General features: G+C 65.3%; 23 protein-coding genes. 16 read left to right on the top strand and 7 right to left on the bottom strand.

Going from position 1 to position 25,067, the window contains the following annotated elements; all coding sequences use genetic code 11:
* The first annotated feature begins 122 nt into the window (after nucleotides 1–122).
* The 3 genes from cyaY (at nucleotide 123) to rnk (ending at nucleotide 1,185) form a co-directional block, all read left to right on the top strand.
* A complete protein-coding gene (cyaY, locus tag FOC67_RS27515) occupies nucleotides 123–458 on the top strand; it encodes an iron donor protein CyaY (protein WP_003121284.1) in 336 nt (111 codons plus the stop codon).
* Entirely contained in the window at nucleotides 436–645 is a 210-nt protein-coding gene (locus FOC67_RS27520) for a DUF1289 domain-containing protein (protein ID WP_023443579.1), read from the top strand. Before cyaY ends, FOC67_RS27520 begins: the two co-directional genes overlap by 23 nt.
* A gap of 135 nt (nucleotides 646–780) precedes the next feature.
* Nucleotides 781–1,185, top strand: coding sequence for a nucleoside diphosphate kinase regulator (gene rnk, locus FOC67_RS27525; RefSeq protein WP_003096424.1), 405 nt, complete (start codon nucleotides 781–783; stop codon nucleotides 1,183–1,185).
* A gap of 43 nt (nucleotides 1,186–1,228) precedes the next feature.
* Here rnk and FOC67_RS27530 read toward each other — a convergent pair whose 3' ends face one another.
* The 5 genes from FOC67_RS27530 to FOC67_RS27550 all read right to left on the bottom strand — a co-directional run bounded on the left by FOC67_RS27530 (nucleotide 1,229) and on the right by FOC67_RS27550 (nucleotide 6,419).
* A complete protein-coding gene (locus tag FOC67_RS27530; protein WP_003096422.1) occupies nucleotides 1,229–1,927 on the bottom strand; it encodes a hypothetical protein in 699 nt (232 codons plus the stop codon).
* Nucleotides 1,928–1,967: 40 nt separating this feature from the next.
* Nucleotides 1,968–4,820 carry a class I adenylate cyclase gene (locus FOC67_RS27535; protein ID WP_009314503.1) on the bottom strand — a complete coding sequence of 951 codons (2,853 nt, stop codon included), beginning with the start codon at nucleotides 4,818–4,820 and terminating at the stop codon, nucleotides 1,968–1,970.
* A 147-nt stretch (nucleotides 4,821–4,967) separates the two neighbouring features.
* Entirely contained in the window at nucleotides 4,968–5,201 is a 234-nt protein-coding gene (locus tag FOC67_RS27540; RefSeq protein ID WP_003096418.1) for a TIGR02647 family protein, read from the bottom strand.
* Between the two features lie 42 nt (nucleotides 5,202–5,243).
* A complete protein-coding gene (locus FOC67_RS27545) occupies nucleotides 5,244–6,011 on the bottom strand; it encodes an ABC transporter substrate-binding protein (protein ID WP_003096415.1) in 768 nt (255 codons plus the stop codon).
* Nucleotides 6,012–6,143: 132 nt separating this feature from the next.
* Complete coding sequence (locus FOC67_RS27550; protein WP_003114340.1) at nucleotides 6,144–6,419, bottom strand: hypothetical protein; 276 nt, start codon at nucleotides 6,417–6,419, stop codon at nucleotides 6,144–6,146.
* A 101-nt stretch (nucleotides 6,420–6,520) separates the two neighbouring features.
* Between FOC67_RS27550 and FOC67_RS27555 the strand changes: the two genes are divergently transcribed.
* The 5 genes from FOC67_RS27555 to FOC67_RS27575 all read left to right on the top strand — a co-directional run bounded on the left by FOC67_RS27555 (nucleotide 6,521) and on the right by FOC67_RS27575 (nucleotide 15,055).
* Nucleotides 6,521–7,501, top strand: coding sequence for a magnesium transporter CorA family protein (locus FOC67_RS27555; RefSeq protein WP_003096411.1), 981 nt, complete (start codon nucleotides 6,521–6,523; stop codon nucleotides 7,499–7,501).
* 292 nt (nucleotides 7,502–7,793) lie between these two features.
* Nucleotides 7,794–8,312 carry an Hcp family type VI secretion system effector gene (locus FOC67_RS27560; RefSeq protein ID WP_003083317.1) on the top strand — a complete coding sequence of 173 codons (519 nt, stop codon included), beginning with the start codon at nucleotides 7,794–7,796 and terminating at the stop codon, nucleotides 8,310–8,312.
* 199 nt (nucleotides 8,313–8,511) lie between these two features.
* On the top strand, nucleotides 8,512–10,587 hold the full coding sequence (locus FOC67_RS27565) for a type VI secretion system tip protein VgrG (RefSeq protein ID WP_009314499.1): 2,076 nt from the start codon (nucleotides 8,512–8,514) through the stop codon (nucleotides 10,585–10,587).
* Entirely contained in the window at nucleotides 10,584–13,853 is a 3,270-nt protein-coding gene (locus FOC67_RS27570; RefSeq protein ID WP_009314498.1) for a hypothetical protein, read from the top strand. The genes FOC67_RS27565 and FOC67_RS27570 overlap by 4 nt, the downstream gene beginning before the upstream one ends.
* A gap of 578 nt (nucleotides 13,854–14,431) precedes the next feature.
* The gene (locus FOC67_RS27575; protein ID WP_019485038.1) at nucleotides 14,432–15,055 is read left to right on the top strand and encodes a hypothetical protein; all 624 of its coding nucleotides are present in this window, start codon (nucleotides 14,432–14,434) and stop codon (nucleotides 15,053–15,055) included.
* A 143-nt stretch (nucleotides 15,056–15,198) separates the two neighbouring features.
* Here FOC67_RS27575 and argH read toward each other — a convergent pair whose 3' ends face one another.
* Nucleotides 15,199–16,593 carry an argininosuccinate lyase gene (argH, locus tag FOC67_RS27580; protein WP_003114030.1) on the bottom strand — a complete coding sequence of 465 codons (1,395 nt, stop codon included), beginning with the start codon at nucleotides 16,591–16,593 and terminating at the stop codon, nucleotides 15,199–15,201.
* Nucleotides 16,594–16,817: 224 nt separating this feature from the next.
* On the opposite strand from argH, the gene algZ reads away from it, so the two are divergent.
* From algZ to rsd, 8 genes are all read left to right on the top strand, one after another.
* A complete protein-coding gene (algZ, locus tag FOC67_RS27585) occupies nucleotides 16,818–17,894 on the top strand; it encodes an alginate biosynthesis two-component system sensor histidine kinase AlgZ (RefSeq protein ID WP_003096404.1) in 1,077 nt (358 codons plus the stop codon).
* A 4-nt stretch (nucleotides 17,895–17,898) separates the two neighbouring features.
* Nucleotides 17,899–18,645: an alginate biosynthesis regulator AlgR gene (gene algR, locus FOC67_RS27590; protein ID WP_003096397.1), complete on the top strand. Its 747-nt coding sequence runs from the start codon at nucleotides 17,899–17,901 to the stop codon at nucleotides 18,643–18,645.
* A gap of 108 nt (nucleotides 18,646–18,753) precedes the next feature.
* Nucleotides 18,754–19,695 (top strand): hydroxymethylbilane synthase, encoded by a 942-nt coding sequence (gene hemC, locus FOC67_RS27595; RefSeq protein WP_009314496.1) that lies wholly within the window; start codon nucleotides 18,754–18,756, stop codon nucleotides 19,693–19,695.
* The gene (locus FOC67_RS27600; RefSeq protein WP_003114032.1) at nucleotides 19,692–20,447 is read left to right on the top strand and encodes a uroporphyrinogen-III synthase; all 756 of its coding nucleotides are present in this window, start codon (nucleotides 19,692–19,694) and stop codon (nucleotides 20,445–20,447) included. The genes hemC and FOC67_RS27600 overlap by 4 nt, the downstream gene beginning before the upstream one ends.
* Nucleotides 20,448–20,473: 26 nt before the next feature.
* Nucleotides 20,474–21,604, top strand: a complete 1,131-nt coding sequence (locus tag FOC67_RS27605; RefSeq protein ID WP_009314495.1) for a uroporphyrinogen-III C-methyltransferase — start codon at nucleotides 20,474–20,476, stop codon at nucleotides 21,602–21,604.
* Entirely contained in the window at nucleotides 21,601–22,839 is a 1,239-nt protein-coding gene (locus FOC67_RS27610; RefSeq protein WP_009314494.1) for a heme biosynthesis protein HemY, read from the top strand. The genes FOC67_RS27605 and FOC67_RS27610 overlap by 4 nt, the downstream gene beginning before the upstream one ends.
* Nucleotides 22,840–23,018: 179 nt before the next feature.
* A complete protein-coding gene (locus tag FOC67_RS27615) occupies nucleotides 23,019–23,510 on the top strand; it encodes a disulfide bond formation protein B (RefSeq protein WP_003099230.1) in 492 nt (163 codons plus the stop codon).
* Between the two features lie 279 nt (nucleotides 23,511–23,789).
* Nucleotides 23,790–24,272, top strand: coding sequence for a sigma D regulator (rsd, locus tag FOC67_RS27620; RefSeq protein WP_003120370.1), 483 nt, complete (start codon nucleotides 23,790–23,792; stop codon nucleotides 24,270–24,272).
* Nucleotides 24,273–24,333: 61 nt separating this feature from the next.
* Here the strand turns inward: rsd and FOC67_RS27625 are convergent, their stop codons facing one another.
* Nucleotides 24,334–24,963, bottom strand: a complete 630-nt coding sequence (locus FOC67_RS27625; RefSeq protein ID WP_009314493.1) for an FKBP-type peptidyl-prolyl cis-trans isomerase — start codon at nucleotides 24,961–24,963, stop codon at nucleotides 24,334–24,336.
* Between the last annotated feature and the right edge of the window lie 104 nt (nucleotides 24,964–25,067).

The following is a 25,067-nucleotide window of genomic DNA, read 5'->3' on the forward strand; positions in this document are numbered from 1 at the left end:
TTCCGCGAGCGTCGCGGCAAAACAGCGCGGACTACGGCAATACCAGCGTAGAATTGTCGGAATAGGGCAAGACGAAGGTAGTCGCCCGCCTTTTTTCCCGTTAGCGAATGCCGAGGCAATGCATGAGTACGATGAATGAAGCGCGTTTCCACGACCTGGTCGATGCGCTCCAGCAGCAGGTGGAAGACGCCTTCGATGACAGCGACCTGGATCTCGACCTGGAGAACGCCGGCGGCGTGCTCACCGTACGCTTCGAGAACGGCTCGCAGCTGATCCTCAGCCGCCAGGCGCCGTTGCGCCAGCTGTGGGTGGCGGCGAAGTCGGGCGGCTTCCACTTCGATTACGACGAGGCCAGCGGTCTCTGGCGCCACGATGGCAGCCAGGAACCGCTGGGCGCGCTGCTCAACCGGGCGACCCTGGAGCAGGGGGGCGAGGATGTCGAGTTCCCCGGTCTCTGAGGCTTCGCCGCCGGTGGTGGCCTCGCCTTGCCGGCGCCTGTGCTGCCTCGACGATGCGGACGTTTGCGTCGGCTGCGGACGTTCCCTGGCGGAAATCCGCGAGTGGGGCAAGGCCGACGATTCCCGCCGCTTGCAGATCAGGTCACAGGCCGCTCGACGCCAGTCGCTGGCGGGCCGTCTCTCCTGATAGGGGGGATGTTGCTAATTCCTGCGACTGTGTTAGTGTCCGGGAAAACCCCGCCTTCGGGCGGGGTTTTTGCTTTTTTGCGATTCCTGCTTTTCATCGATCAACCGAACCGGACCAAGGAGCACGCCTGCGATCATGAGCACGCCGCCGATCACCATCACTCGTCTGGACCTGCAGCGCCTGGAGCGCCTGCTGGATGGCCTGGACGAATTCGGACCCGCCGCCGAGGCGCTGGAGGCCGAACTGTCGCGCGCCCAGGTGGTGGGGCATGACGAGATTCCGCCGGGCGTCGTGACCATGAACTCCACCGTGCGTTGCCGCGAGGAAAGCAGCGGCAAGGAGTACACCCTGACCCTGGTCTATCCCGAAGACGTGGCCGGCGAAGGCAAGGTCTCGATCCTCGCGCCGGTGGGCACCGCGCTGCTGGGTCTGACCATCGGCCAGACCATCGACTGGCCGGCGCCGAGCGGCAAGACGCTGAAGCTGACCCTGCTGGAAATCGAATACCAGCCGGAAGCCGCCGGCGACTACGCGCGCTGATCGGTTTTCGCCCGTCGCCTCCCGGCGACGGGCTTCGCGACCCTCAGTCGCCCCCACCGCCCCCGCAACCGCTGCCGCCGTCCCCACCGCTATCGCCGCCGCAGCCGTGGCGCGAATCCTGTCCGTCCGAACCGAAGGTACTGCCGCTATCGCTGGCGCAGCCGCTGCTGCAACCGATATGGCTGGCGCAATACACCGCTGCGCCGCCGTCTTGCCGCTGCGCGCAGTTCAGGGTGTAGCGGAAGCCGTCGGCGATCGCCAGTTCCGTGTCGAGAGCGAACAGCAGCGGTAGGCGCGTGGGGTTCTGGGGGTCGATGCCTTCGCGGCGACAAGCCAGCTTCCAGGCGCGCCGAATGCCTTCCTGGGCCTGTCGGGGGCTGCGCATCGCCTGCGCCGGCGTATGGTGGAGGAAGCGCCCGAGTCCCTTGCGGCAGACGTGCTGGTAGAGCCGGGTATGCAGGATCAACTCGTGCCAGGCGACATCCACCACCTGGGACGGCATCGCGACCATCCGCTTGCCGGCGGCGCGGCATAGCAGCAGGTATTCGCGCAGGCCGCCGAGCACCCGTTGGACCTGTTCCTCGCTGAGCTGCGGATAGCGCTCGCGGACCGCCTGGGCGACCCGCGGCGGCAGGCGGAATTGCTGGATGAAGCGGTAGCGCCGGCGATCCAGGCCGCGGCGGTAGAGATAGCCGCCCACGAATGCGGCGCCAGCGAGCAGGGTAATACCGAGGAGTGCCATCCGTACGTCCTTGTCGAACCCCGCGCGGTGCGGCGCTGGGTCATTGTTCCAGCAGCGCCTGGTTCAGCGCCGTTTCCAGGACGCTTTTATAACGCAGATAGTGCAGCGTTTGCGGCTGTTCGTCGGCGAACAGCCGCGACAGGTCGAGGTCGGTCAGGTAGCAGGGGTAGGGTTCGCTTTCCGCGCGATGCGCCAGGATATGCCGGGCGACCGCCTTGAACAGGCCGGCGCCGTACTCCAGTTCGGAAAACTCCTGGTGGTCGCAGTACAGGGTGACCTGCAAGCGCTTGCGTTCGCCGCGTTCGAGTAGCGCCTGTAGCTCGTACAACGCGGGTCCGGCCAGGGCCTCCGGCGCTTCGCGAGGCTCGACGTGCAATCTGCCGTCGTTGGAGAGCAACTCGTAGTAGCGGATATCCAGCGAGGCCGGCACCTGTTCCGCCAGCGACAGGGCGTTGCGCCGGTACAGCAGCGATTGCAGGAAGCGCTGCAGCGGTGCGAGCAGGCTGCGTTCGTCACGCAACGCCTGGCGCTGGCGCCAGAGCGCGTTGCGTTCGTCGAGCAGGCTGATCTCGGCGCTGTCGAAGTCGCGCCGGTAGAACACCTGGATGCAGTCCGGCCGCCCCATGGACAGGATCAGCCCGAGGTCCTCGCCTTCCAGGGCGTGGCGATCCAGCTTCAGGGCGCTGTAGCCATCGCGCTCGCGGCCCAGGTGCTGGAGCAGGCTCGGCAGGTCGGGCAGGCTCTCGTGGCTGACCGCTTCCGGCGACATTTCCAGCAGGTGGTACTGCTGGCGGATCTGCAGCAGGTAGCGGCTCGGCTGGCCGCCAAGCAGTTGCCCGTAGGTTTCGCGGAACAGCTCTTCGACCCGCACGGCGATGGCGGCGGCCCGGTTGCGACAGAAGCAGCGCACCATCAGTTCGGGCGGCTGCGGCAGGCTTCCGGGCTTTTCGCGGACGGCGTCGAGGAACTCGGCAAGGCACTCGGGCAGCGCCTGGGGGCCTGCGTAATGGCGCACCGTCAGTTCGTTCCAGCTGTTGAGGCTGAGCTGGTCGAGGGTCAGCACCAGGTTGTCGCGCACCCCGGCATAACCGAGCACGTCGGTACGCCCGGTAGCCATGTGCAGGTTCATCTGGCTGTGGTGGCGCAGCGGGTCGACACCGACGTTGACCAGCAGCAGGACGCTCTTGAGCCGACGCGGTTGCAGCAGGTCGGCGTCGTCCACGGTCGCCAGGGGGACCGGCAGGAACTGCCGCAGGCTGCCCAGGAGATTGTCCAGTTCGGCATCGCCGAGGTCGCTCTGGCCGGGATGCAGGGACAGCCGGGTGGCGCTGTCGATGACGCCGTTGCGATGGCACCAGGCGAGCAGCTCGACCAGCCTGAGGCTGCGTTTCAGCGGCGCGTAGTCAGGCCACTGGTGAGCGCCCAGGGCACCGGGGAAGATCGCCCACTGCGCCTGCTCGCGGTCGTCGTCGGCGGGCAGCTGGACCAGGGTCAGGACGTCTTCGCCGAGATCCGGGGCGATCCCCGGGTTGATGTTCTCCACCTTGCCTGCCTTGCGCTCGAAGGCGGCATACAGGCGGCGGCCGAGCAGGCCCAGGTCGCGGCTGTCGATGCCGCTGTCAGCGCCTTGCTGGCGGGCGATCTGGAACAGCAGGCGGTAGCTGTAGGTCAGTTCGTTGACCACCGTGCGACGCTCTTCCATCACCTGGCGCATCTTCCACTGGCTGCGGCTGTCGAGCAGGGCCAAGCGGCGAGGCTCCCATTGCCATTCCGCGACGAGCCGCTCCATCGACAGGTGCTGCCAGCCCTTCTGCGCCTGGCGCTGGCGACCGCCGAGCTTGCGCCCGACCTTGAGGTACAGGCAGCGCCGCACGAGTTCCAGGCGTTCCGGCGCCTGCTGTTCCCGCAGGTAGCGTTCGAGATGGCGATAGACCAGGACGTAGGGGTCCAGTTCGTCGAGATCGAGCTGGCCGGCGAATACCTGCTCCTTGAAGCGCAGGGCGACGCAGCGGACCCGCGGGTGCTCGCTGGCGTAGGCCTCGGTGAGCAGCAGCTTGAGCAGCGACTTGTAGGGCGAATCGATGGCCTTGGACAACTGCCAGAGGCCGGCGCCGATGAACTCCCGGGCGGGGATGAGGGCCAGATGGCCGAGGTCGAGCACCTCTTCGGCGCGGATGAAGCGTTTGCCGAGCAGGGTCCGGCAGTATTCGTCGTAGCGCCGTTCATGGGCCGGCGGCACCAGCCACCACAGAGGGGTGCGTCCGCCGAGCCAGATCGCGCTGCGGTAGAACTCGTCGAGCAGCAGGAAGTGCTGGGTATTGCCGTCGCCGCCGGGCTCCTTCCGGTCTTCGCGTTCGTCCTGGCCGAAGCGGGCGACGTCGATCAGGAAACAGTGCACCTCGCTGCCCTGGCTGCGCGCCCAGTCCTCGATCAACGCGCACTTGCGGCGCAGCTCCTGGCGCGCGCCGGGCTCCAGTTCTGGGGCATGGCAGACCCAGAGGTCGAGATCGCTCTGTTCCTCCTGGGCCAGGCTCCCCAGGCTGCCCATCAGGAACAGGCCGTGGATCGGCTGTTGTGCGGGTTCCTGCCTGCGTGGCTTGTAGACAAACGAGCGGGCCAGGCGCTGGGCTTCGGCGAGTACTTCGTCGTCCGCCTCGAAACCGCTCAGGCCCGCCGGCGTGCTGGCCGACAGGTAGCCCGGCAGCAGCGGATGGTTGATGTGGAACAGCAGCGGTAGCAGGCGCAGGACCCGCTCCTGGCGGCTGGACAACGCCTGTCGGGCGCGTTGCAGGCGACCGGAGTTGACCGCCAGGAAGCGTTGGCGCAACTGGCCGAGGACCTTGCGGTCGATGCCATCGTCGAGATCGAGGCTGAGTGCGGGGTGTCGGTTCATGGGCGTCCGGGCACAGGCAAGGCCAGGCGCCGTGCCTGGCTCCGGTCATGCCATTGTATCGCCCGGAAGCGCGGCGGCTTGAGCGCCGCACCGCGAACCGGGCAACCGTCGCGGCCTGTCGGGAGCAGGTCGCGATGGCCGCTTCCGTCAACCCTTGAGGATGGTCAGCAGGCCCTGTGCCTGCTCCGCGGCGTCCAGCCCGAGACTGGTCAGGTAGCCGCCGTCGGGCTGGTCGATCAGCCCCTTGTCGTGCAGGCGTCGGGCGGCGGCGACGGCCTTGCCGTCGGCGGTGTGATGGACCTTGAGTCCTTCCTGGGTGTTGTTCAGGTTGAAGAGCGCCAGCAGTTCCAGTTCGTCGATCAGCTCGGGAGTGAAGGCCATGTCGGCTCCTTGCGGTGTTGAGCACCGGTGAGTGTAGTTGGACTAGGGCGTAGCGTCGGCGGCCTGGCTCCAGCCGTCGAGGATCTTCTGGTACTCGCCGCTGGCGAGGATGCGCTGCATGCCGAGGTCGAAGCGTTCGAGCAGATGCTCGGCCTGCGGGTGGCGGCGCGAGAACGACAGGTACAGCTCCGGGCGGTGGACCGTGGCCACCGGCTGGAACTGGCCTTCCAGTTCGGGATGTTCGCTGAACAACTGGCGAGCCGTATTGCGGTAGGCCAGGGCGTAGTCGACGCGGCCGCGCTGGAGCATGAGGAAACCGTAGTAGTCCTTGCGCACCGGGATGCGCACCAGGTCGTGGCGGCGATCGAAGCCGTCGCCGTATTCATAGCCGAGGGTCACCGCGACTTTCCGTCCGCTCAGCGCCTGCTCCGCATTCACCGGCCGCGCTTCGTCGCGTCGCGCCCAGAGCTGGATCTCCGCGCGGAACAACGGATGCCGGGGCAGACGGTAGTCGGCGAGGATGTGCGGGTTCGGCGAGGTGTTGAAGCAGCCGGCGATCAAGCCTTTCAGGGCCAGCTTCATGCAGCGGGAGTAGGGGTAGGGATTGAGCTGGACCGGCGTGTCCGCAGCCCTGAAGGCGGCCCGCACGATGTCCGCGCTCATGCCCTGGATGCGGCCGTCCTTGTAGGCGGTATAGGGATACCAGTCGTCTTCGGCGCCGAGCACCAGGGGTTCTGTCGGGACGGCCGCTGCCGGGCCGGAAAGGGCCAGCAGCAGGCAGATGGGCAGGAAGTGGAACCAGGATCGCATCCGGTATCGCTCCGCGAAAGCAGGTGGCACGGAGAGTGGGCGCCACCTTTCTACCAGAGCGGCAGGCGTTTGGCGAAACAAAACCGTATGGATACGAGGGGCATTCGCCGGCACCAGTCGGCCCGGCTCCGCTCATTCGTCGTCCGGCAACGTCGGCAGGGCACGCAGCGCATGCTCGTAGCCGGCGCTGTCGAAAGCGCGGTCGGCGGCGAGCATGGCGTTGATCTCGTGGGCCAGCACGTAGGCCATCATGCCCAGTGCCTCGTCGCGCTCGTAGCCGACCAGGGTCAGCTTGTTGAACACGGCGCGCGCCGCCGGCGGATTCTCGCTTTCGATCTGGTTCTCGATGGCCTGGATCAGTTTTTCCTCGGCGAAGCCGTCTTCCTGGTTGTCGTCCTGTTCGCTCATCGGGCGTTCCTCGTTCTGGCGCAAAGTACCGCTTGTGCGGCGGCGGGAAGTTGTCCACCCTGCTTGGCCAACGGATGGCCGCGAAGGTAGCGATACCCGACATGATCACCTATTACATCCTTTCCGGCGACCGCCTGGAGCGACGCCAGCACGACGATGCCCAGCGGGGGTTGCCGCCGGGCACCCTGTGGATCGACCTGCATCACCCGACCCCCGAAGAGGAGCGCCTGCTCGAATCCCACCTGCAGGTGAACATCCCGACCCGCGAGGAGATGGCCGAGATCGAGGATTCGTCGCGCTTCTACGAGGACGGCAACGTCCTCTACATGACCACTTCGGTGGTCGGCGGGATCACCGAGCACCGGCCGAGCACAGAGGAAGTGACCTTCGTACTCAGCGAGAAATGGCTGATTACCGTGCGCTACGCCGACCTGCGTTCGTTCCGCGAGTTCGAGAACCGTTGCATCCGCCAGCTCGACGCCAACCGCAGCAGCACCCAGTTGTTCGCCCTGATGATGGACAGCCTGGTGGACCGCATCGCCGACGTGTTGGAGGCCGTACAGGGGCAACTGAGCAGCATGTCGCGGGAGATCTTCGCCGAGTCCACCGCCCAGACCCGCAAGCCGAAGACCGACCTGCAGCAGATCATCAAGCACCTCGGGCGCAGCAGCTCGCTGCTGTCCAAGCTCAACGACAGCCTGCTCAGCATCAATCGGATGAACAGCTATTTCCGCCAGGGTTGCAACGGCTGGCTTTCCGAGCCGGCCAAGGTGCTGGCGAAGACCGTGGAGCGCGACGTGCGCTCGCTGGACGAGTACCTGGCGAAGATGTCCACCGAGATCAACTTCCTCCTCGACGCGACCCTTGGCCTGATCAACATCGAGCAGAACAGCATCATCAAGGTGTTCTCCATCGCTGCCGTACTGTTCCTGCCGCCGACCCTGGTGGGCACCGTCTACGGCATGAACTTCAAGGACATGCCCGAGCTGGACTGGTCCATCGGCTATCCGATGGCGCTGGGGATGATGGTGGTATCGGCGATCCTTCCGTACCTCTGGTTCAAGTTCAAGAACTGGCTCTGAGGCACTCGGCAGGTGTGCAACTTTTTGCTGGATAACTTCGGGAAAAGCTGTGGATACAACGCCGGGGCCAAGGTCTGGCGGGGTCTTCGATGAAGTGAGCAAGTTCTTGCATAGCACTGTGCAACAACTTGCTCACTTTTTCGGGATAAACCCGGGGAAAAACGTTCGTGCGGGCCGGGAAAGTCTTCAACAAATTGATTTAAAAGGTAAATATTTTATTGGCACGAAGCTTGTTGGGTAGCTGCCGCACCAGGACATGTCGTCCCGGCTACCACTGACAAGGAATGCATCCATGGCAACACCCGCCTATATGTCCATCACCGGCACCAAGCAGGGCCTGATCACCGCCGGCGCCTTCACCGAGGATTCGGTCGGCAACACCTACCAAGAAGGCCATGAGGACCAGGTGATGGTCCAGGGCTTCAACCACGAAGTGATCATCCCGCGCGACCCGCAGTCCGGCCAGCCGACCGGCCAGCGCGTGCACAAGCCGGTGGTCATCACCAAGGTCTTCGACAAGGCCTCGCCGCTGCTGCTGGCCGCCCTGACCTCCGGCGAGCGCCTGACCAAGGTCGAGATCCAGTGGTACCGCACCTCCGCCGCCGGCACCCAGGAGCACTACTACACCACCGTCCTGGAAGACGCGATCATCGTCGACATCAAGGACTACATGCACAACTGCCAGGACCCGGGCAACGCCCACTTCACCCACCTGGAAGACGTGCACTTCACCTACCGCAAGATCACCTGGACCCACGAAGTCTCCGGCACCTCCGGCTCCGACGACTGGCGCTCCCCGGTCGCCGGCTGAGCCGCGACCGCCGCACGCGGCCAGCCTCGCTGGCCGTCGTGCCCTCGATGACCCACAGCGCCGTGGCCAGGAAAGCCCGCGCCGGGTCGATGCCGCTTTGTTTGTTGTAGGCAGCTTCCGATCGAGCCTGCGCGCCCTTGTCTCGCCCGCGCCAGGCAGGACAATCGAATCGGTCGCCTGCGCCAGTGAGGGACAACGGATGTTCGCAGCAGCCAACCAGACCCATTTCAGCCTCGCCATCGACGGCCTCGCCCTCGACCTGCAGGTGCTCTCCTTCAGCGGCCGCGAAGCCATCAGCCAGCCGTTCGCCTTCGACCTGGAGCTGGTCGGCGAACGCCCCGTGCCGGACCTCGAAAGCCTGCTGCACAAACCCGCCTTCCTTACCCTCGGGCCCGCCGGCAACGGTATCCACGGCCTGGTGCGCAGCGCCGGACAGGGCGACTCGGGCAAGCGCCTGACCCGCTACCGCATCACCCTCGTCCCGCAACTGGCCTACCTCGCCCAGCGCACCAACCAGCGCATCTTCCAGCACCTCACGGTGCCGCAGATCGTCGCCCTGATCCTCGAGGAGCACGGCATCCTCGCCGACGCCTACCGCTTCCAGCTCGGCACCCGCTACCCCGAGCGCGAATACTGCGTGCAGTACGACGAGAGCGACCTGCAGTTCGTCCAGCGCCTGTGCTGCGAGGAGGGCATCCACTTTCATTTCCAGCACAGCGCCACGGCGCACCTGCTGGTATTCGGCGACGACCAGACGGTGTTCCCGCGGCTCGCGCCGGTGGCCTACCAGCAGGACTCCGGCCTGGTCGCCGACCGGCCGGCGGTCAAGCGCTTCGGCGTACGCCTGGAAACCCGCACCAGCCGCGTCACCCGCCGCGACTACGACTTCGAGAAACCGCGCCTGACGCTGGAAAGCGCCGCCCGCGGCGAAGCCCGGCCGGACCTCGAGGACTACGACTATCCCGGTCGCTTCGTCGACCGCGAGCGCGGCAAGCACCTGGCCAGGCGTGCCCTCGAACGGCAGCGCAGCGACTACCGCCTGGCCGAGGGCCGCAGCGACCAATCGTTGCTGCTCAGCGGCCACTTCCTGCCGCTGGCCGCCCATCCCCAGGCGGGCTGGAACGACCTCTGGCTGCTCACCGAGGTGATTCACGAGGGGCGGCAGCCGCAGGTGCTGGAAGAAAGCATCGTCTCCGACACCTCGGCGAGCCCGGACGACTTCCGGCAGGGTTACCGCAACCGCTTCCAGGCCACGCCCTGGGAGGCGTTCTTTCGTCCCCCGCCGACGCCGCCGAAGCCGCGCATCCTCGGCACGCAGAGCGCGGTGGTGACCGGCCCGAAGGGCGAGGAAATCCACTGCGACCGCTACGGTCGGGTGAAGGTGCAATTCCACTGGGATCGCGAGGGCCAGGCCGACGACAGCAGCAGTTGCTGGTTACGCGTTGCCTCCGGCTGGGCGGGAAGGAACTACGGCGCCATCGCCATCCCGCGGGTCGGCATGGAGGTGCTGGTGACCTTCCTCGAAGGCGATCCCGACCAGCCGCTGGTCACCGGCTGCCTGTTCCACAGGGAACATCCGGTGCCTTACGAACTGCCGGCGCACAAGACCCGCAGCGTCTTCAAGAGCCTCAGCAGCCCTGGCGGCGGTGGCTACAACGAGCTGCGCATCGAGGACCGCAAGGGCCAGGAGCAGATCTTCGTCCATGCCCAGCGCGACTGGGACGAAAACATCGAGCACGACCAGAAGATCCGCGTCGGTCACCAACGCCACGACACCGTGGAGGCGAACAGCTACAGCGAGTTCAAGGCCGAGGAACACCGCACCACCCACGCCGAGCGCAAGGTGGAGGTCCGCGCCAGCGACCACCTCACCGTAGCCAACGACCAGCACCTGAAGATCGCCAGCGGCCAGTTCGTCGAGGCCGGCCAGGAGATCCACCTGAGCAGCGGCCTGAAGGTGGTGCTGGAGGCCGGCGCCGAACTGACCCTCAAGGGCGGCGGCAGCTTCCTCAAGCTCGACGCCAGCGGCGTGACCCTCTCCGGGGCCAACGTCCGGGTCAACTCCGGCGGCAGCCCGGGCAGCGGCAGCGGCGCGGCGCCGCTGTTGCCGGGGCCGCCGCTCGACGCGGATGCGGCGACAGTGGGCCAGGTACTGGACAACCCGGCGCGTAGCCGTTCCGAGCGGAAGGGGCCGGAACAACTGATCGTCGATGTCTGGGGAGACCCGGCGCAAGGAAGCCAGGTCGTACTGTTGCCACCGGAGAGCGAGGCATGAGCGGATTCCAGGACCAGAGTATCGACGAAGGCGTGCGCAAGCGCACCGCCTACCAGAACGATCGGCGTGCACGACTGGCATTGAACGTCGAGCGACAGGACGGCGGTATCCTGCAGATTCCGGTGGCCAGCGATATGCTCGGCCATGAGGAGCACGAGCGTATCCAGCAGAACACCTTCCTGGCCGTGATGCCGCTGGTCCGCCTGCCAACGCTGGGCAAGGCCGGTTATGGCGACCAGCTGCCCGCCGGCGCGCTACCGCGGGCGGGACGGATCTACCTGTTCCAGGACGGCAAGCTGTGGCGCGAACTGGAGTGTGATGGCAAGGGCAACCTGTTTGAAGTCGACCTCCTGCAGGGGCGCAGCCAGCGTGCGGACAAGCGTCCGGCCGTAGGCAAGACACAAGCGCTGATCCTGGTGCCGGTGCTGGTCAAGGGGCAGTTCGTGATCCCACGCTACACCATGGCCTATAGCGAAACTCCCTGGCCTTGGTCGTACATCGACTGGCTGGAGGAGGACCCGCAGCGGGTCAACCGGCGCTGCCAGCAGATGGCGTCCGCTTGGAACGCCTCGGTGGCCAACCAGCACTGGAAAGCCTCCATCCATCATCCCGCGCTGGTCATTGATCATCACGCCCAGGGTTTGCGACCTCGCGACTTCAACGTCGAGAGCGCGCTGGAAGACCCGGCGGAATTCACACCTGCGTTCGCCGCCTTTCGCGAAGAGTCGCTGGTGTGCCAGTTGCAGCGACGCCAGCAGGAATTGGCGCTCCTGCTGAAGCAGGCTCCGCCCTCTGCGCTACCTACTCTGGAGGCCGGAGAGGACGTACTGGAAACCCTCAAGCTGCGTGGCCATCCCAACCTCATCGGGCTGATGCTCGACGACTCGCTGTTCGCCTTGCGCCACGCTGCGGCGCAGGCGCGCCACTGCGCTGCCTACTTGCGCAGCCTCAATGCACTGCTGCCGCACCGTCCCAACGGACGCTATGCACAGGTGCTGAGCAACATGCTCGACGGCCCGCTCGCCAAGCTCAGGGGCGAGGTCGATCAGGCCGAACTGGACGAGGCGATCTTCGCCGAGGAGCGACAGTCTTGCCGGATCCACCTGACGCATCAGGTCGAGCATCTGGTCGCCCTGCTTGAAGGCCCCTTGCACCCGGTGTTGCAGGACTGGACCCACCAGTGCGACGAAGCCCTGCTGGAGCCCTACAGCCTGATGAGCGAGGCACTGGCTGCGCTGAACCAGCTTCCCGACCGCTGCGACGCACTGTACAGCGGTACCGCCTACCGGGCGCTGGCGGCCCATGTCGAGCGGGTGGTCAGCACGGTTCTGCAGGCCAGCCACCCGCTTGGTGCCATGCTCCTGGCCAAGGACGAAGGACAACTTCCCGAGCCGGTTCGGCGCCTGCAGGCGTTGCGCGATAGCCCACGGACACCGGACCCCGACGCGATGGGCCTCAGCACGCTGATGCTGGGAGCCAGTCTGCTGGGCGAGGTCGACCAGCCCAGCGCCGGCAAGAGCCTCGCCTACTTCCTCGGCGACCTGCTGGACGTGTTCGGCGCCAGCGTAGTCGAGCAACTCGGCCGGCTGTCCCAGGGCGCCACCCAGATCCAGCTCGACCGCTTGTTCGCACCGACCTTCAATACTCTCAGCGCCCTCTCGGTGAAGATGAAAGGTATCCGCCTGCTGCCCGACGGTCAGGTACCGCTCGACATGGTTGTCGTCGGCGTGCGCGGAGCCGGCCTGCGCAACGGTCTGACCGAGGTCGAGCGCCAGGAACTGAGGCGCAAGAGCTATCGGCGCGCCATCGTCCAGGACGGTGCCGGCAATCCCCTGGCCGGCACCAGTCCCCGCGGCACCGGCATGAGTCGCGCCAACCTGCGCAACGTCATGGTGGTGGCGGTACCCAAGGATCACCCGGACCTGCTTGCCTACACGAAATTCCGTACGCAGTTAGGCACGTTGACCCAGGTGATGGAGAACACTCGCATCGTGCCGACGATGATGCTGGGGTTTGCGATTTATAACTTGAATGTGCAGGTACAGGCACACAGTGGCTTTATAGACAGTGGAGAAAAGCACAGAGGAACGATCGGGGCTGTCGGTGCAGTAATCGATTTAACAGCCGCTGGAGGAAGCCATGCAAAGCTGCTTTTCGGACCATCTACTGCAAAGTATCTAGAAACCCCACGTATATCGGTAGCCCAAATATCCCCTCGGTGGGCCAGGAATCTAGAAGTTCAAACCGGCAGCCCTAAGTTAGGGTTGCTACGTGGGCTTGGTGGCGCAGCCACACTATTTGGTGCAGGCATCAGTGTATGGGATGGCTACCGAGCTTTGAGGCAGGGAGATAGCGATGCGGCTGCAGCCTACGGTGTGGCCGCAGTGGGTGGGGGCCTGTGGGGTGCCTACGTCCTAGGATGGATAGTAAACCCTTATGCTTTGCTGGCTGGTGCGTTTTTGGCGATCGGAGGCACTGTGGTCGCTAATCTACTGACTGACAGCGATGCGGAAACCATCGTCAAGAAAGGCCCCTTCGGCCGGCAATTCGCCGAGGCTGGCCTGCTCGATTCGCTGATGGGCCAGGACCAGCGCTTCGTCCATCTGAAAGACCCGCAAACGGCCTATCGCCAATTGCTGGGAGTCCTCGGCCATCCGCGGGTCTTTGTCCATCGCCTGGAAGACTGGCGCAAATTGGCGCCGGCGGCGCATCGATCTGTCTTGCAGGAAGCGGAACGGGGTCGCCAAGCGGTCAGCCGCACTGCGCTATCCTGCATCGACCCCAAGTTGCAGGCGCTGGAGGCAAACGATTGGGCCGTGGTGCTGAGTTCCCCGCTCCTGGCCATGTTCGAGAATGGCCAGCAGGCGTTCCGCCTGGTGGCCCAGGAGTTTCTCAGCAGCTTGCCGATCGATCCGGGCACCCTGTTCGGCGTCAAGCGCTACCATCGGGTCCCCGCGGGCCCCGCCAAGCTCGAAGCCTTGCCGTTGGATGCTGCCAGCGTGCTCTACGTGCTGCCGGCCAGCCTACCGATTCCGCAGTTGTCTCCTCGGGCCCGCTATAGCGTGCGCATGACCCAGGGTTTGAAGATCAGCGCACAGTTCGAACTCAATGCCGACCAGCCTGAGGAGCGGCTTGTCCTGCCTCAACCCAGCCCGAAGAGTTGGAGTGCATTCACATCCGCCAATCGGTACCTTCCCCCGGATGACTTGGGCCCACATGCTGCGCCACCTTATTGGTTGATAGAGAACAGTGAGTTCAACGTATGACCGTACACATGGATGCCACGTACTCAGCCAGTGCTTATCGCAGTGAAGTCAACGACTCTTTACCGCCGCCAAGGTGGAAGGAGGAGTCTAACCGTAATGGTATTTTTGACACCCATCTTGCCTTTGGGAACTATGCCAATCTAGATCCGGAAATGGAGATTGTAGGGCAGCTTTCGATCGGGGCTGAGGATAAGTCAGAGGTTGGAGGTGTTGAGGCATATTGCAACTCTATGCGTTGGCAGTTTCAGAACTCCAGCAGAATTTCTTATATAATATTCACGCTTAGGATGCTGTGCTATTTTTTTGTATGGATTGCTTTGGGGATTGGCATAATGGGAGAAGCCACCGGAGAGTGGAGGAGGGACATGCAGCAACTCTACACCTTGGTTTGCTCATTCTTTGCGGTGGCTGTTTCAGTAATATCCATGGTCGCCTTTCTTTCGAATAAAAAATATCTTCACGTTATTCAGATTTCGGGTTTTTTATTCTCAATCCCATTGGCTTTGTACCAGTATGGAACAATATTTGGAACCAATGGTTTGCAAATAGCAATTTGGATAGGCGTAACTACTTATTTTATGGGTGCAGTCGGCTTCAACGCCATCCTTTGGCTCTACAGCAAAGTCTTCAAGCACGATGGCAGTGAATTCAATCGCCTGGACGGCATGCTCCGCTTCAAGCGTCGCTTTCGCCGCCTGTTCGTCGCTCCCTTCGACGAGTTCGATCCGGTGCTGCAATTGCTCCCCAGTGGCTACGGCAGCCACGACTATGCGCTCTGGCTGCATCACCGCTATACCGACAACAAGGTCTGTCTGGCCACCCGCGTCCACTCCCTCGGTCTCGACAAGGCCAATGCCCTGGCCTTCTGGGACTGCCTGCAACGCTACATGGACGTGACCCAGCCGTTGCCCGACCTGCCGGTCCTGGAGCCGAGCCGCCCCTTAGATCCGGTCACCGCCGAGCATGATCGGCATACCGGACGCGATCCCCATTACTGGCGCAAGCGCACCTACCAGGGCTGGCCAGCCAAGGAGCGCAAGGAGCTGGACCGACGCCTGCATGGGTATCCCTGGCAACAGCAGCCCTGCATCGTCAGGGCGCGCATCGATCCCGGGCTAAGCATCGAAGCCTATTACCGGCGCCAGGAAGCCAAGGGCATTTTTGCCACGCCCAGGGCCGATGATTTCAATGATGAGCACTGATGCTGAGTTATTCCGCCATTGCGACCGGTTAGCGAAGAAGGACTTTCACTAGAGTGGCTGTCGACCTACAAGGGCGTTCCTGTCCCGCCGTGCGATCAAGTCTCGGGTAGGACAGGGAGGTCTGCCGGGCACTGGGCGCGACTTCAGCGCTGTGCCAGCAGTTTTCTGCCGCGGGCGACGGCGGCACGGACCTGGTTCGGCGCGGTGCCGCCGATATGGTCGCGGGCGTTGACCGAGCCTTCCAGGGTCAGCACGTCGAAGACGTCGGCGTCGATCTGCTCGCTGAAGCGGCGCAGTTCGTCGAGGCTCATCTCGGCGAGGTCCTTGCCGCTGTCCACGCCGTACTTCACTGCGTGGCCGACGATCTCGTGGCAGTCGCGGAACGGCAGGCCCTTGCGCACCAGGTAGTCGGCCAGGTCGGTGGCGGTGGAGAAACCGCGGCGTGCCGCCTCGCGCATGATCTCGCGCCGGGGCCGGATCGCCGGGACCATGTCGGCGAAGGCGCGCAGGCTGTCGCGCAGGGTGTCGGCGGCGTCGAACAGCGGTTCCTTGTCTTCCTGGTTGTCCTTGTTGTAGGCCAGCGGTTGGCCCTTCATCAGGGTCAGCAAGCCGGTGAGGGCGCCGAACACCCGGCCGGACTTGCCGCGTACCAGCTCCGGCACGTCGGGGTTCTTCTTCTGCGGCATGATCGAGGAGCCGGTGCAGAAGCGGTCGGGCAGGTCGATGAACTGGAACTGCGCGCTGGTCCACAGCACCAGCTCTTCCGAGAAGCGCGACAGGTGCATCATCGCCAGGCTGGCGGCGGCGCAGAATTCGATGGCGAAGTCGCGGTCGGAGACGCCGTCCAGGGAGTTGCCGCCAACCGCGTCGAAGCCCAGCAACTGGCAGGTGATCTCGCGCTGGATCGGGTAGGTGGTGCCGGCCAGGGCCGCCGAGCCGAGCGGCATGCGGTTGACCCGCTTGCGGCAGTCGACCAGGCGCTCGTAGTCGCGGCCGAGCATCTCGAACCAGGCCAGCAGGTGGTGGCCGAAGGTCACCGGCTGGGCGGTCTGCAGGTGGGTGAAACCGGGCATGATGGTGTCGGCTTCCGCTTCGGCCAGGCCCAGCAGGCCCTCCTGCAGGCGGGTGATCTCGGCGAGGATGGTGTCGATCTCGTCGCGTAGCCAGAGGCGGATGTCGGTGGCCACCTGGTCGTTGCGCGAGCGGCCGGTGTGGAGCTTCTTGCCGGTGACGCCGATGCGGTCGGTCAGGCGCGCCTCGATGTTCATGTGCACGTCTTCCAGGTCGACGCGCCAGTCGAAGCTGCCGGCTTCGATTTCCGCCTGGATCTGTTGCAGGCCGTCGACGATCGCATCGCGCTCGGCGTCGCTCAGCACGCCGACCTTGGCCAGCATCGTGGCGTGGGCGATGGAACCCATGATGTCGTGGCGGTAGAGACGCTTGTCGAAGTCGACGGAGGCGGTGAAACGGGCGACGAAGGCGTCGACGGGCTCGCTGAAGCGGCCGCCCCAGGACTGGTTGGTCTTCTCTACGCTCATGGTATCTCTCGCTGCAACAAGAAACGGACAGGCCGCGCGGCCTGCGTGACGGGCAAAGTGCGACGATGATAGCAGGCCGGGAGGAAAAACCGGCGGCTCGTCGACGAAGCCGGAACGAGCGCTGTTTCGCGGTTTTTTGCGGCAGATGGCATTTCGGTGCTTTATTTCGCCCGTACGCCCGCGGCTGTCTTGCGGGCGCCCCGGGCCTTGCGGAAACTCTGTCGATGCCTATCCGATTCAAGCCCGGCCGCTCGACCCGGCCGGCCGTCCAAGACGACTTCTTCATTCCCGAGCTCTGCGAAGCCGAAGCCCTGTTCACCCTGGTGCTGCTGGCGGAGCTGCTGGTGCTGGTGCTGGTGCTGGCGGAGCCGATGACGCCGAGCTTCAACTGGGTGCGCCTGGCCCTGGCGTCGCTGTTCGTGCAGTGGATCGTACTGCTCTCGGCGGCGCTGTTCTGCCGCCTGCGGCCATTGCTCGCGCGCCTGCCGGTGGCGCTGGCGGGGAGTGCCTGCTGCCTGTTGGTGGTGGCCCTCACCCTGGGCTGCACGGCGGTCGCCGAGCACTATCAACTGGGCGGAGAACTGACGCGTGCCGGCGAGGTCAATCTGTATCTGCGGCACGCGCTGATCGCGCTGATCATGTCCGCCCTGGTGCTGCGCTACTTTTACCTGCAGAGCCAGTGGCGCCGGCAGCAGCAGGCCGAGTTGCAGGCGCGCCTGGAATCGCTGCAGGCGCGGATTCGCCCGCACTTCCTGTTCAACAGCCTGAACAGCATCGCCAGCCTGATCGAGCTGGACCCGCTGAAGGCCGAGCATGCGGTGCTGGACCTGTCCGACCTGTTCCGGGCCAGCCTGGCGAAGCCCGGCACTTTAGTTTCCTGGGAGGAGGAACTGGCGCTGGCAAGGCGCTATCTTTCCATTGAGCAGTATCGTCTTGGCGATCGCCTGCAACTGGACTGGCAGGTGCACGGGGTGCCGGCCAACCTGCCGATCCCCCAACTGACCTTGCAGCCGCTGCTGGAAAATGCGCTTATCTATGGCATCCAGCCGCGGGTCGAAGGTGGCCTGGTGCAGGTCGAGGCGGTTTATCGTGAAGGAGTGTTCCAGCTATGTGTGAGCAACCCCTACGACGAGGCGCTCGAGTCGCCCCCGTCGAAAGGCACGCGACAGGCGTTACACAATATCGATGCACGACTTGGGGCACTTTTCGGGCCTAAAGCGAGTCTCAGCGTCGAGCGCCGTGACGGACGGCACTACACCTGTCTACGCTATCCATGTGCGCGACTCATGCAGGAAGCCTGAGCTTATGAATGTCCTGATTGTCGATGACGAACCTCTGGCGCGAGAGCGCCTGGCCCGATTGGTAGGGCAACTGGACGGCTATCGCGTCCTCGAGCCCTCGGCCAGCAATGGCGAAGAAGCGCTGACGCTGATCGACAGCCTCAAGCCCGATATCGTCCTGCTGGATATCCGCATGCCCGGTCTGGACGGCCTCCAGGTCGCGGCCAGACTCTGCGAGCGGGAAGCGCCGCCGGCTGTGATCTTCTGCACGGCCCATGACGAATTCGCCCTGGAAGCCTTCCAGGTCAGCGCCGTGGGCTACCTGGTCAAGCCGGTGCGCAGCGAAGACCTGGCCGAGGCGTTGAAGAAAGCCTCGCGACCGAACCGCGTGCAACTGGCCGCGCTGACCAAGCCCCCGGCCTCCGGCGGCAGCGGTCCGCGCAGCCACATCAGTGCGCGGACCCGCAAGGGGATCGAGCTGATCCCGCTGGAAGAGGTGATCTTCTTCATTGCCGACCACAAGTACGTGACCTTGCGCCATGCGCAGGGCGAGGTGCTGCTGGACGAGCCGTTGAAGGCGCTGGAAGACGAATTCGGCGAGCGCTTCGTGCGCATCCACCGCAACGCGCTGGTCGCCCGCGAACGGATCGAACGCCTGCAGCGTACGCCGCTGGGGCATTTCCAGCTCTACCTGAAAGGCCTCGACGGCGATGCGCTGACCGTCAGCCGGCGGCACGTGGCCGGGGTCAGGCGTCTGATGCATCAGCTCTGACGGCGGTCGGCGGTTCGCCAGCGACCCGGGTGCGGCTATCGGGCCCAGCGTCCGCGCACTCGGGTTCGAACTGTTATCATGGGCGCATCCCTGTGCACGGAATATCCCATGTCGTCCCGCGAAATCTGCATCGCCACTCGCCAGAGCGCCCTCGCCTTGTGGCAGGCCGAATACGTCAAGGCGCGCCTGGAACAGGCGCATCCCGGCTTGACCGTCACCCTGCTGCCGATGACCAGTCGCGGCGACAAGCTGCTCGACGCACCGCTGGCGAAGATCGGCGGCAAGGGCCTGTTCGTCAAGGAACTGGAAACCGCCCTGCTCGAAGGCGCCGCCGACATCGCGGTGCATTCGATGAAGGACGTGCCGATGGACTTTCCCGAGGGGCTCGGCCTCTACACCATCTGCGAGCGCGAAGACCCGCGTGACGCTTTCGTCTCGAACACCTACGCCAGCCTCGAGCAACTGCCAGCCGGCAGCGTGGTCGGCACCTCCAGCCTGCGCCGCCAGGCGCAGCTGCTGGCGCGCCGGCCGGACCTGCAGATCCGTTTCCTGCGGGGCAACGTCAATACCCGCCTGGCCAAGCTGGATGCCGGCGAATACGACGCGATCATCCTCGCCGCCGCCGGCCTGATCCGCCTCGGCTTCGAGTCGCGCATCCGCTCCTCGATCAGTGTCGACGACAGCCTGCCCGCCGGCGGACAAGGCGCCGTCGGCATCGAATGCCGTACGGCCGACAGCGCCCTGCATGCCTTGCTGGAACCCTTGCACCATACCGACACGGCTCTGCGGGTCACTGCCGAGCGCGCGCTGAACAAGCGGCTCAACGGCGGTTGCCAGGTGCCGATCGCCTGCTACGCCATCCGCGAGGGCGACCAGCTGTGGCTGCGCGGCCTGGTCGGCCAGCCTGATGGCACCCAGTTGCTGCGCGCCGAGGGGCGGGCGCCACTGGCGGAAGCCGAGGCGCTGGGCGTGCGGGTGGCCGAGGACCTGCTGGAGCAGGGCGCCGAAGCGATTCTCGAAGCCGTCTACGGCGAGGCCGGACATCCGTGAGCGGCTGGCGGCTCCTGCTGACGCGTCCCGACGAGGAGTGCGCGGCCCTGGCCGCCAGCCTCGGCGAGGCGGGCGTCCATAGCAGCAGCTTGCCGCTGTTGGCGATCGATCCGCTGGAAGAAACCCCGGAGCAGCGTACGCTGATGCTCGACCTGGACCGCTACTGCGCGGTGGTGGTGGTCAGCAAGCCGGCGGCGCGCCTGGGGCTGGAGCGGCTCGACCGCTACTGGCCGCAGCCGCCGCAGCAGACCTGGTGCAGCGTCGGCGCGGCGACCGCGGCGATCCTCGAGGCCTACGGCCTCGACGTAACCTACCCTGAACAGGGCGACGACAGCGAAGCGTTGCTGGCGCTGCCGGCGTTCCAGGATTCCCTGCGCGTGCACGATCCGAAAGTGCTGATCATGCGCGGCGAAGGTGGCCGAGAATTCCTCGCCGAGCGCCTGCGCGGCCAAGGCGTGCAGGTGGACTACCTGCCACTCTACCGGCGCCGGGCTCCGGACTATCCGGCCGGAGAGCTGCTGGCAAGGGTGCGGGCGGAACGCCTGAACGGCCTGGTGGTCAGCAGTGGACAGGGTTTGCAAAATCTGTATCAGTTGGCGGCAGCCGATTGGCCCGAGATAGGCCGGTTGCCGCTGTTCGTACCCAGCCCGCGGGTCGCCGAGATGGCGCGCGAACTGGGTGCGCAACGGGTGATTGATTGCCGGGGCGCGAGCGCGCCGGCCTTGCTGGCGGCCCTGACGAGCGCCGCCTAGAACTTTCTTGACCAAAGGATGGACCTGTGAGCGAAGCAGTCACTCCCCAAGACGACGCAAGAACTTCCACTTCCACCCCTTCTCCCGTTGCACCCGATGCATCCAGGCGTTCCGGTACCGCCACCGGCCTGGCGTTGCTCGCCCTGCTGGTTGGCGTGGCGGGACTCGGCGCGGGTGGCTGGAGCTTCTGGCAGGTCCAGCAGTTGCAGGGCACCGAGCGCGACCAGCTGGCGCAGCTGGAAGATGCCCGTGGCAAGACTGAATCCCTGGCCCAGCGCAACCAGCAACTGGTTGCCCGCCTGGACGCTTTGCCCACCGCGGACGAACTGGAGGCCCGGCGACGCCTTGTGGTGGAGTTGCAGGGCGACCAGCAGCATCTCAGCGAGCAACTGAAGAAGGTCCTCGGCCAGAGCCGCCAGCAATGGCGACTGGCCGAGGCCGAACACCTGCTGCGCCTGGCCAGCCTGCGCCTGTCCGCCTTGCAGGACGTGGGCAGCGCCACCGAACTGGTGCAGGGCGCCGATGACATCCTGCGCGCGCAGAACGATCCCGGCGCCTATGCCGCCCGCGCCAAGCTGGCGGCCAGCCTCGAGGCCCTGCGCGCGTTGCCGGAGCCGGACCGTACCGGGCTGTTCGTGCAACTGGCGGCGTTGCGCGAGCAGGTCAACCAGTTGCAACCGCTCACGCCGACCTTCAAGGAAGGCGAAAGCGGTGCCAGCAATGTCGCCTGGGGCGACGGCAACAGCACCTGGGAGCTGTGGTGGGAGAAGATCTCGCGCTACATCCGCATCGATTTCAATGCCGGCCAGGACATTCGTCCGCTGCTGGCCGGCGAGCAATTGGCGCAGGTGCGCCTGACCATCGGCCTGGCCCTGGAGCAAGCCCAGTGGGCGGCGCTGAATGGCAAGCAGGAAGTCTACGAGCAGGCGCTGAAGCAGGCCCAGGACGTGCTGGACGGCTATTTCAACGTAGAGCTGGCCGACAGCCGCGCGTTGAAGTTGCGTATCGATGAGTTGGCGAAGCAGCCGGTCACCGTGCAGGTCCCTGACCTCGCACCGGCCCTGAGCGCCTTGCAGGCCTACGTGTCGCGCCGCGAGGCCGCTGGCAACCTGGTGCCCGAGGCGCAGGCGGCTCCGGCCACGGAGGGCCGTCCATGAGACGCATCTACCTCCTGGTTCTGGCGGTGGTGCTGGTCGCCACGCTGGTTGGGCTGGCGATCTCCGAGCAGGCCGGCTATGTGCTGATCGCCTACAAGAGCTTCCGTTACGAATCCAGCCTGTGGTCGTTCCTCGCCCTGCTGGCGGTGGTCTGGCTGCTGGTGGTGCTGGTGCGCCTGGTCCTGCGCCTGCTCGGCAGCTCGGGGCGGGTGGTAAACCCCTGGTCGCGCTACAACCGCCGGCGTCGGGTGCAGATGGCCGAGCACAGCGGCCTGCGCGATCTCGGCGAAGGCAACTGGCCGCAGGCACTGCGTCACTTGCGGCGGGCGGCGGAGATGGGCGAGCGGCCGCTGATGCATTACCTCGGCGCGGCGCGGGCCGCCAACGAACTCGAACGTTACGACGAGGCCGACGACCTGCTGAACCGGGCTCGCGAGCGCGAGCCGGACGCCCAATTGCTGGTCGGCCTGACCCGTGCGCAACTGCTGATCAATCGCGGCGACTACCCGCAGGCACGCAATACCCTCGAAGAGCTGCACGGGCTCCAGCCGCAGCACCGCACGGTATTGCGGCTGATGCAGCAGCTGTACGTCACCCAGCACGACTGGCAGGCCATTTGCGTCCTGCTGCCGGAGCTGCGCAAGGAGCGTGTGCTGAAGGATTCCGAACTGCGCGACCTCGAACGCCGTGCCTGGGTGGCTTCCTTGCAGGAAGCCGGCGAGCGTGGACTGAACGAGGGCGAGACGGCGTTGCAGCCGCTGACCCAGCGCTGGCAGAACGTGCCTTCGGCGCTGCGTGCAGACCCGGCGATCGTCGCGGGCTATGCCGCCCAACTGCTTCGCCTGGGCGCCGAGGAAGAGGCTGAGGAAGTCCTCCGCCATGCGCTCAAGCAAGGCTTCGACGCGACCCTGGTGCAACTCTACGGGCAGGTGCGCGGGCGCGATCCGGGCAAGCAATTGCAGGCCGCGGAAGGTTGGCTCAAGGAACATCCGAACGATCCCGGCCTGCTGCTGACCCTGGGGCGCCTGTGCCTGATCAACAAGCTCTGGGGCAAGGCCCGGGAATACCTGGAGGCCAGCCTGAGCTTCCAGCGCAGTGCCGAGACCTGCGCCGAGCTGGGACGCCTGCTGGCGCAGCTCGGCGAGGTCGAGCGCAGCAACCAGTTGTTCCAGGAGGGCCTGGTCCTGCTCGATCGGCGTACTCCGGGGCTGCCCGTGGTGGTGGCGGGCATTTGAGCATGGGGAACGCCACCCGGCGTTCCCCGTTCGGCTCCATCGGCAGGACTGTGGCGGCTTGTCGCGGGCGCCCGGCATGATTCGGGATGTCTTGCCGCAGAGCTGCCTTGCGGCTTGAAACGGCCGGAGGCTTTCCACTACCGTAGGCGGCCTTTCCCCTGTGTACCTGTGGATCCGCCATGCCCCTGGCCAGCCCCCGTCAGCTTTTCCTTCTCGCGTTCCTGGCCTGCGTCGCCATCATGGGCGGGGCGCTGTACCTGGAACATGTGGTTGGCCTGGAGGCCTGCCCGCTGTGCGTCGTGCAGCGGATCTTCTTCATCCTGATCGGCCTGACCTGCCTCGCTGGCGCGATCCAGGGGCCCGGCCTGCGTGGGCGGCGTATCTACTCCGTGCTGGTGTTCCTGCTCGCTCTCGGCGGCGGGGCCACGGCCGCCCGCCAGGTATGGTTGCAGACCGTTCCGCTGGACCAACTGCCGGCCTGCCTGCCCAGCCTCGACTACATGATGCAGGCGCTTCCCTTCCAGGAAGTGATCCGCCTGGTCCTGCATGGCACCGCGGATTGTGCCCAGGTGAGCTGGACGCTGTTCACCCTGAGCATTCCGGAATGGAGCCTGCTGGCGTTCGTTGCCTATCTCGGTTTCTCCATCGTGCAGTTCCTCCGACGTGCCTGACGCGGGCTGTCCCGTGGCCTTTCGTCAGCTCTCGAGCGTCGGCCGTATCGATTTGGCGAAAACCAGAGCGGATGCGGGATACCGATCAAACATCCGTATGAATTTTTCTGTACGGGCGTCTTGATGGGGTCATCCCGGGGGCATAATCTGGCTTTCCGTAGCGCCGGAGTCCGCCCCTTGCACAGGCGTTCTCCCACAGAGCGCAGAGAGTGCGTCAGCAATGCGTCTCGGAGCGGACGATGATTCTCCGGGACGTCCGAAGAGGGAAGCGAGGACAACATGCTCGAAAGCTGCCGTAATGCCCAAGAGCGGTGGGGGGGCGTGCACCAACTGATCGATCGCTGGCTGCATGAGCGCCAGCAACTGGTGCAGGCCTTCGATGCCCTGAGCGGTATTCAGGCACCGGCGCCCAACGCCGAAGAACTCCAGCATTTTTGCCAATTGCTGCTGGACTACGTATCTGCCGGACACTTCGAGGTCTACGAGCAACTGACGGCGGAAGGCAAGGCCTTCGGCGATCAGCGCGGCCTGGAGCTGGCCAAGCAGATCTTCCCCCGGCTGGAAGCCATCACCGAATCCGCGCTGAACTTCAACGATCGCTGCGACAACGGCGATTGCCGTGAAGGAGCCTGCCTCATCGCGGAGCTGAAGGTCCTGCGGCAACAGTTGCACGAACGCTTCGAGCTGGAGGACTGCCTCATCGAAGTCCTGCACAACGCCCACAGCCAGAGCGGCGCAGAGGGTTCGGCAGTACCGGTCTGATTCACCGGCGAGTCGTTACGAAACGGCGCGTCTCCATGCGGGAGAGCGCCGTTTTTGCATTTTAGCGGACGCCCAGCAGGTCGATCTCGAAGACCAGCGGAGCGTCGGGCGGGATCAGGTCGCCAGCGCCTTCGTGGCCATAGGCTTGCGCCGAAGGAATCACCACTCGCCAGCACGCGCCGACAGGCATCGCTCGCAACGCTGTGCGCCATCCCTCTATCACACTGTCCAGGGCGAACCACTCGGCGCTTTCGCTCTGGTCGAACACTTGACCGTCGGCGAGCAGGCCGCGGTAACGGACGTGTACCTGGGTTGCCGCGCCGATGCCGTTACCTTGGCCACGACGTAATTCGCTGACGAGGACGCCGCCGGTCAATTCGCGGACGCCGAAGCGGGCTTTTTCGTTGGCCAGGAAGCGGGCCTCGGCGGGTGTGATCCGCGGTGTTTCCGTCGTGGCGTTCTCGTGTTGCAGCAGAAGTTGTTCGATGCGTTCGGGGGGGATTTCAAGTGCCTCGCCGCGATAGGCCTGGCGCAGTCCGAGAAGTAGTTCGGATAGCTCTAGGTCGGGCATTTCCTGCTGTAGGCGCGTGCCCAGGCGGGCGCCTACGGCATAGGCCAGTTCGTCCTTGGGGGGCGCGGCGAAAAGCGGCAGCGGCAGTAGAAAAAGACCGATGAAAAGGCGGCGCGGCATGCGGTTTCTCCAGACGAATCGGCGGGCAATCCTGGCGCACGTCGCTTGTAGCACATCGAACCCGTTGGCGAGAGGGGGTGTGCGGGTCTAGTATGGGCGCAACC

This window comes from Pseudomonas sp. FDAARGOS_761, assembly GCF_013343155.1.
GTDB classification, from domain to species: domain Bacteria; phylum Pseudomonadota; class Gammaproteobacteria; order Pseudomonadales; family Pseudomonadaceae; genus Pseudomonas; species Pseudomonas aeruginosa.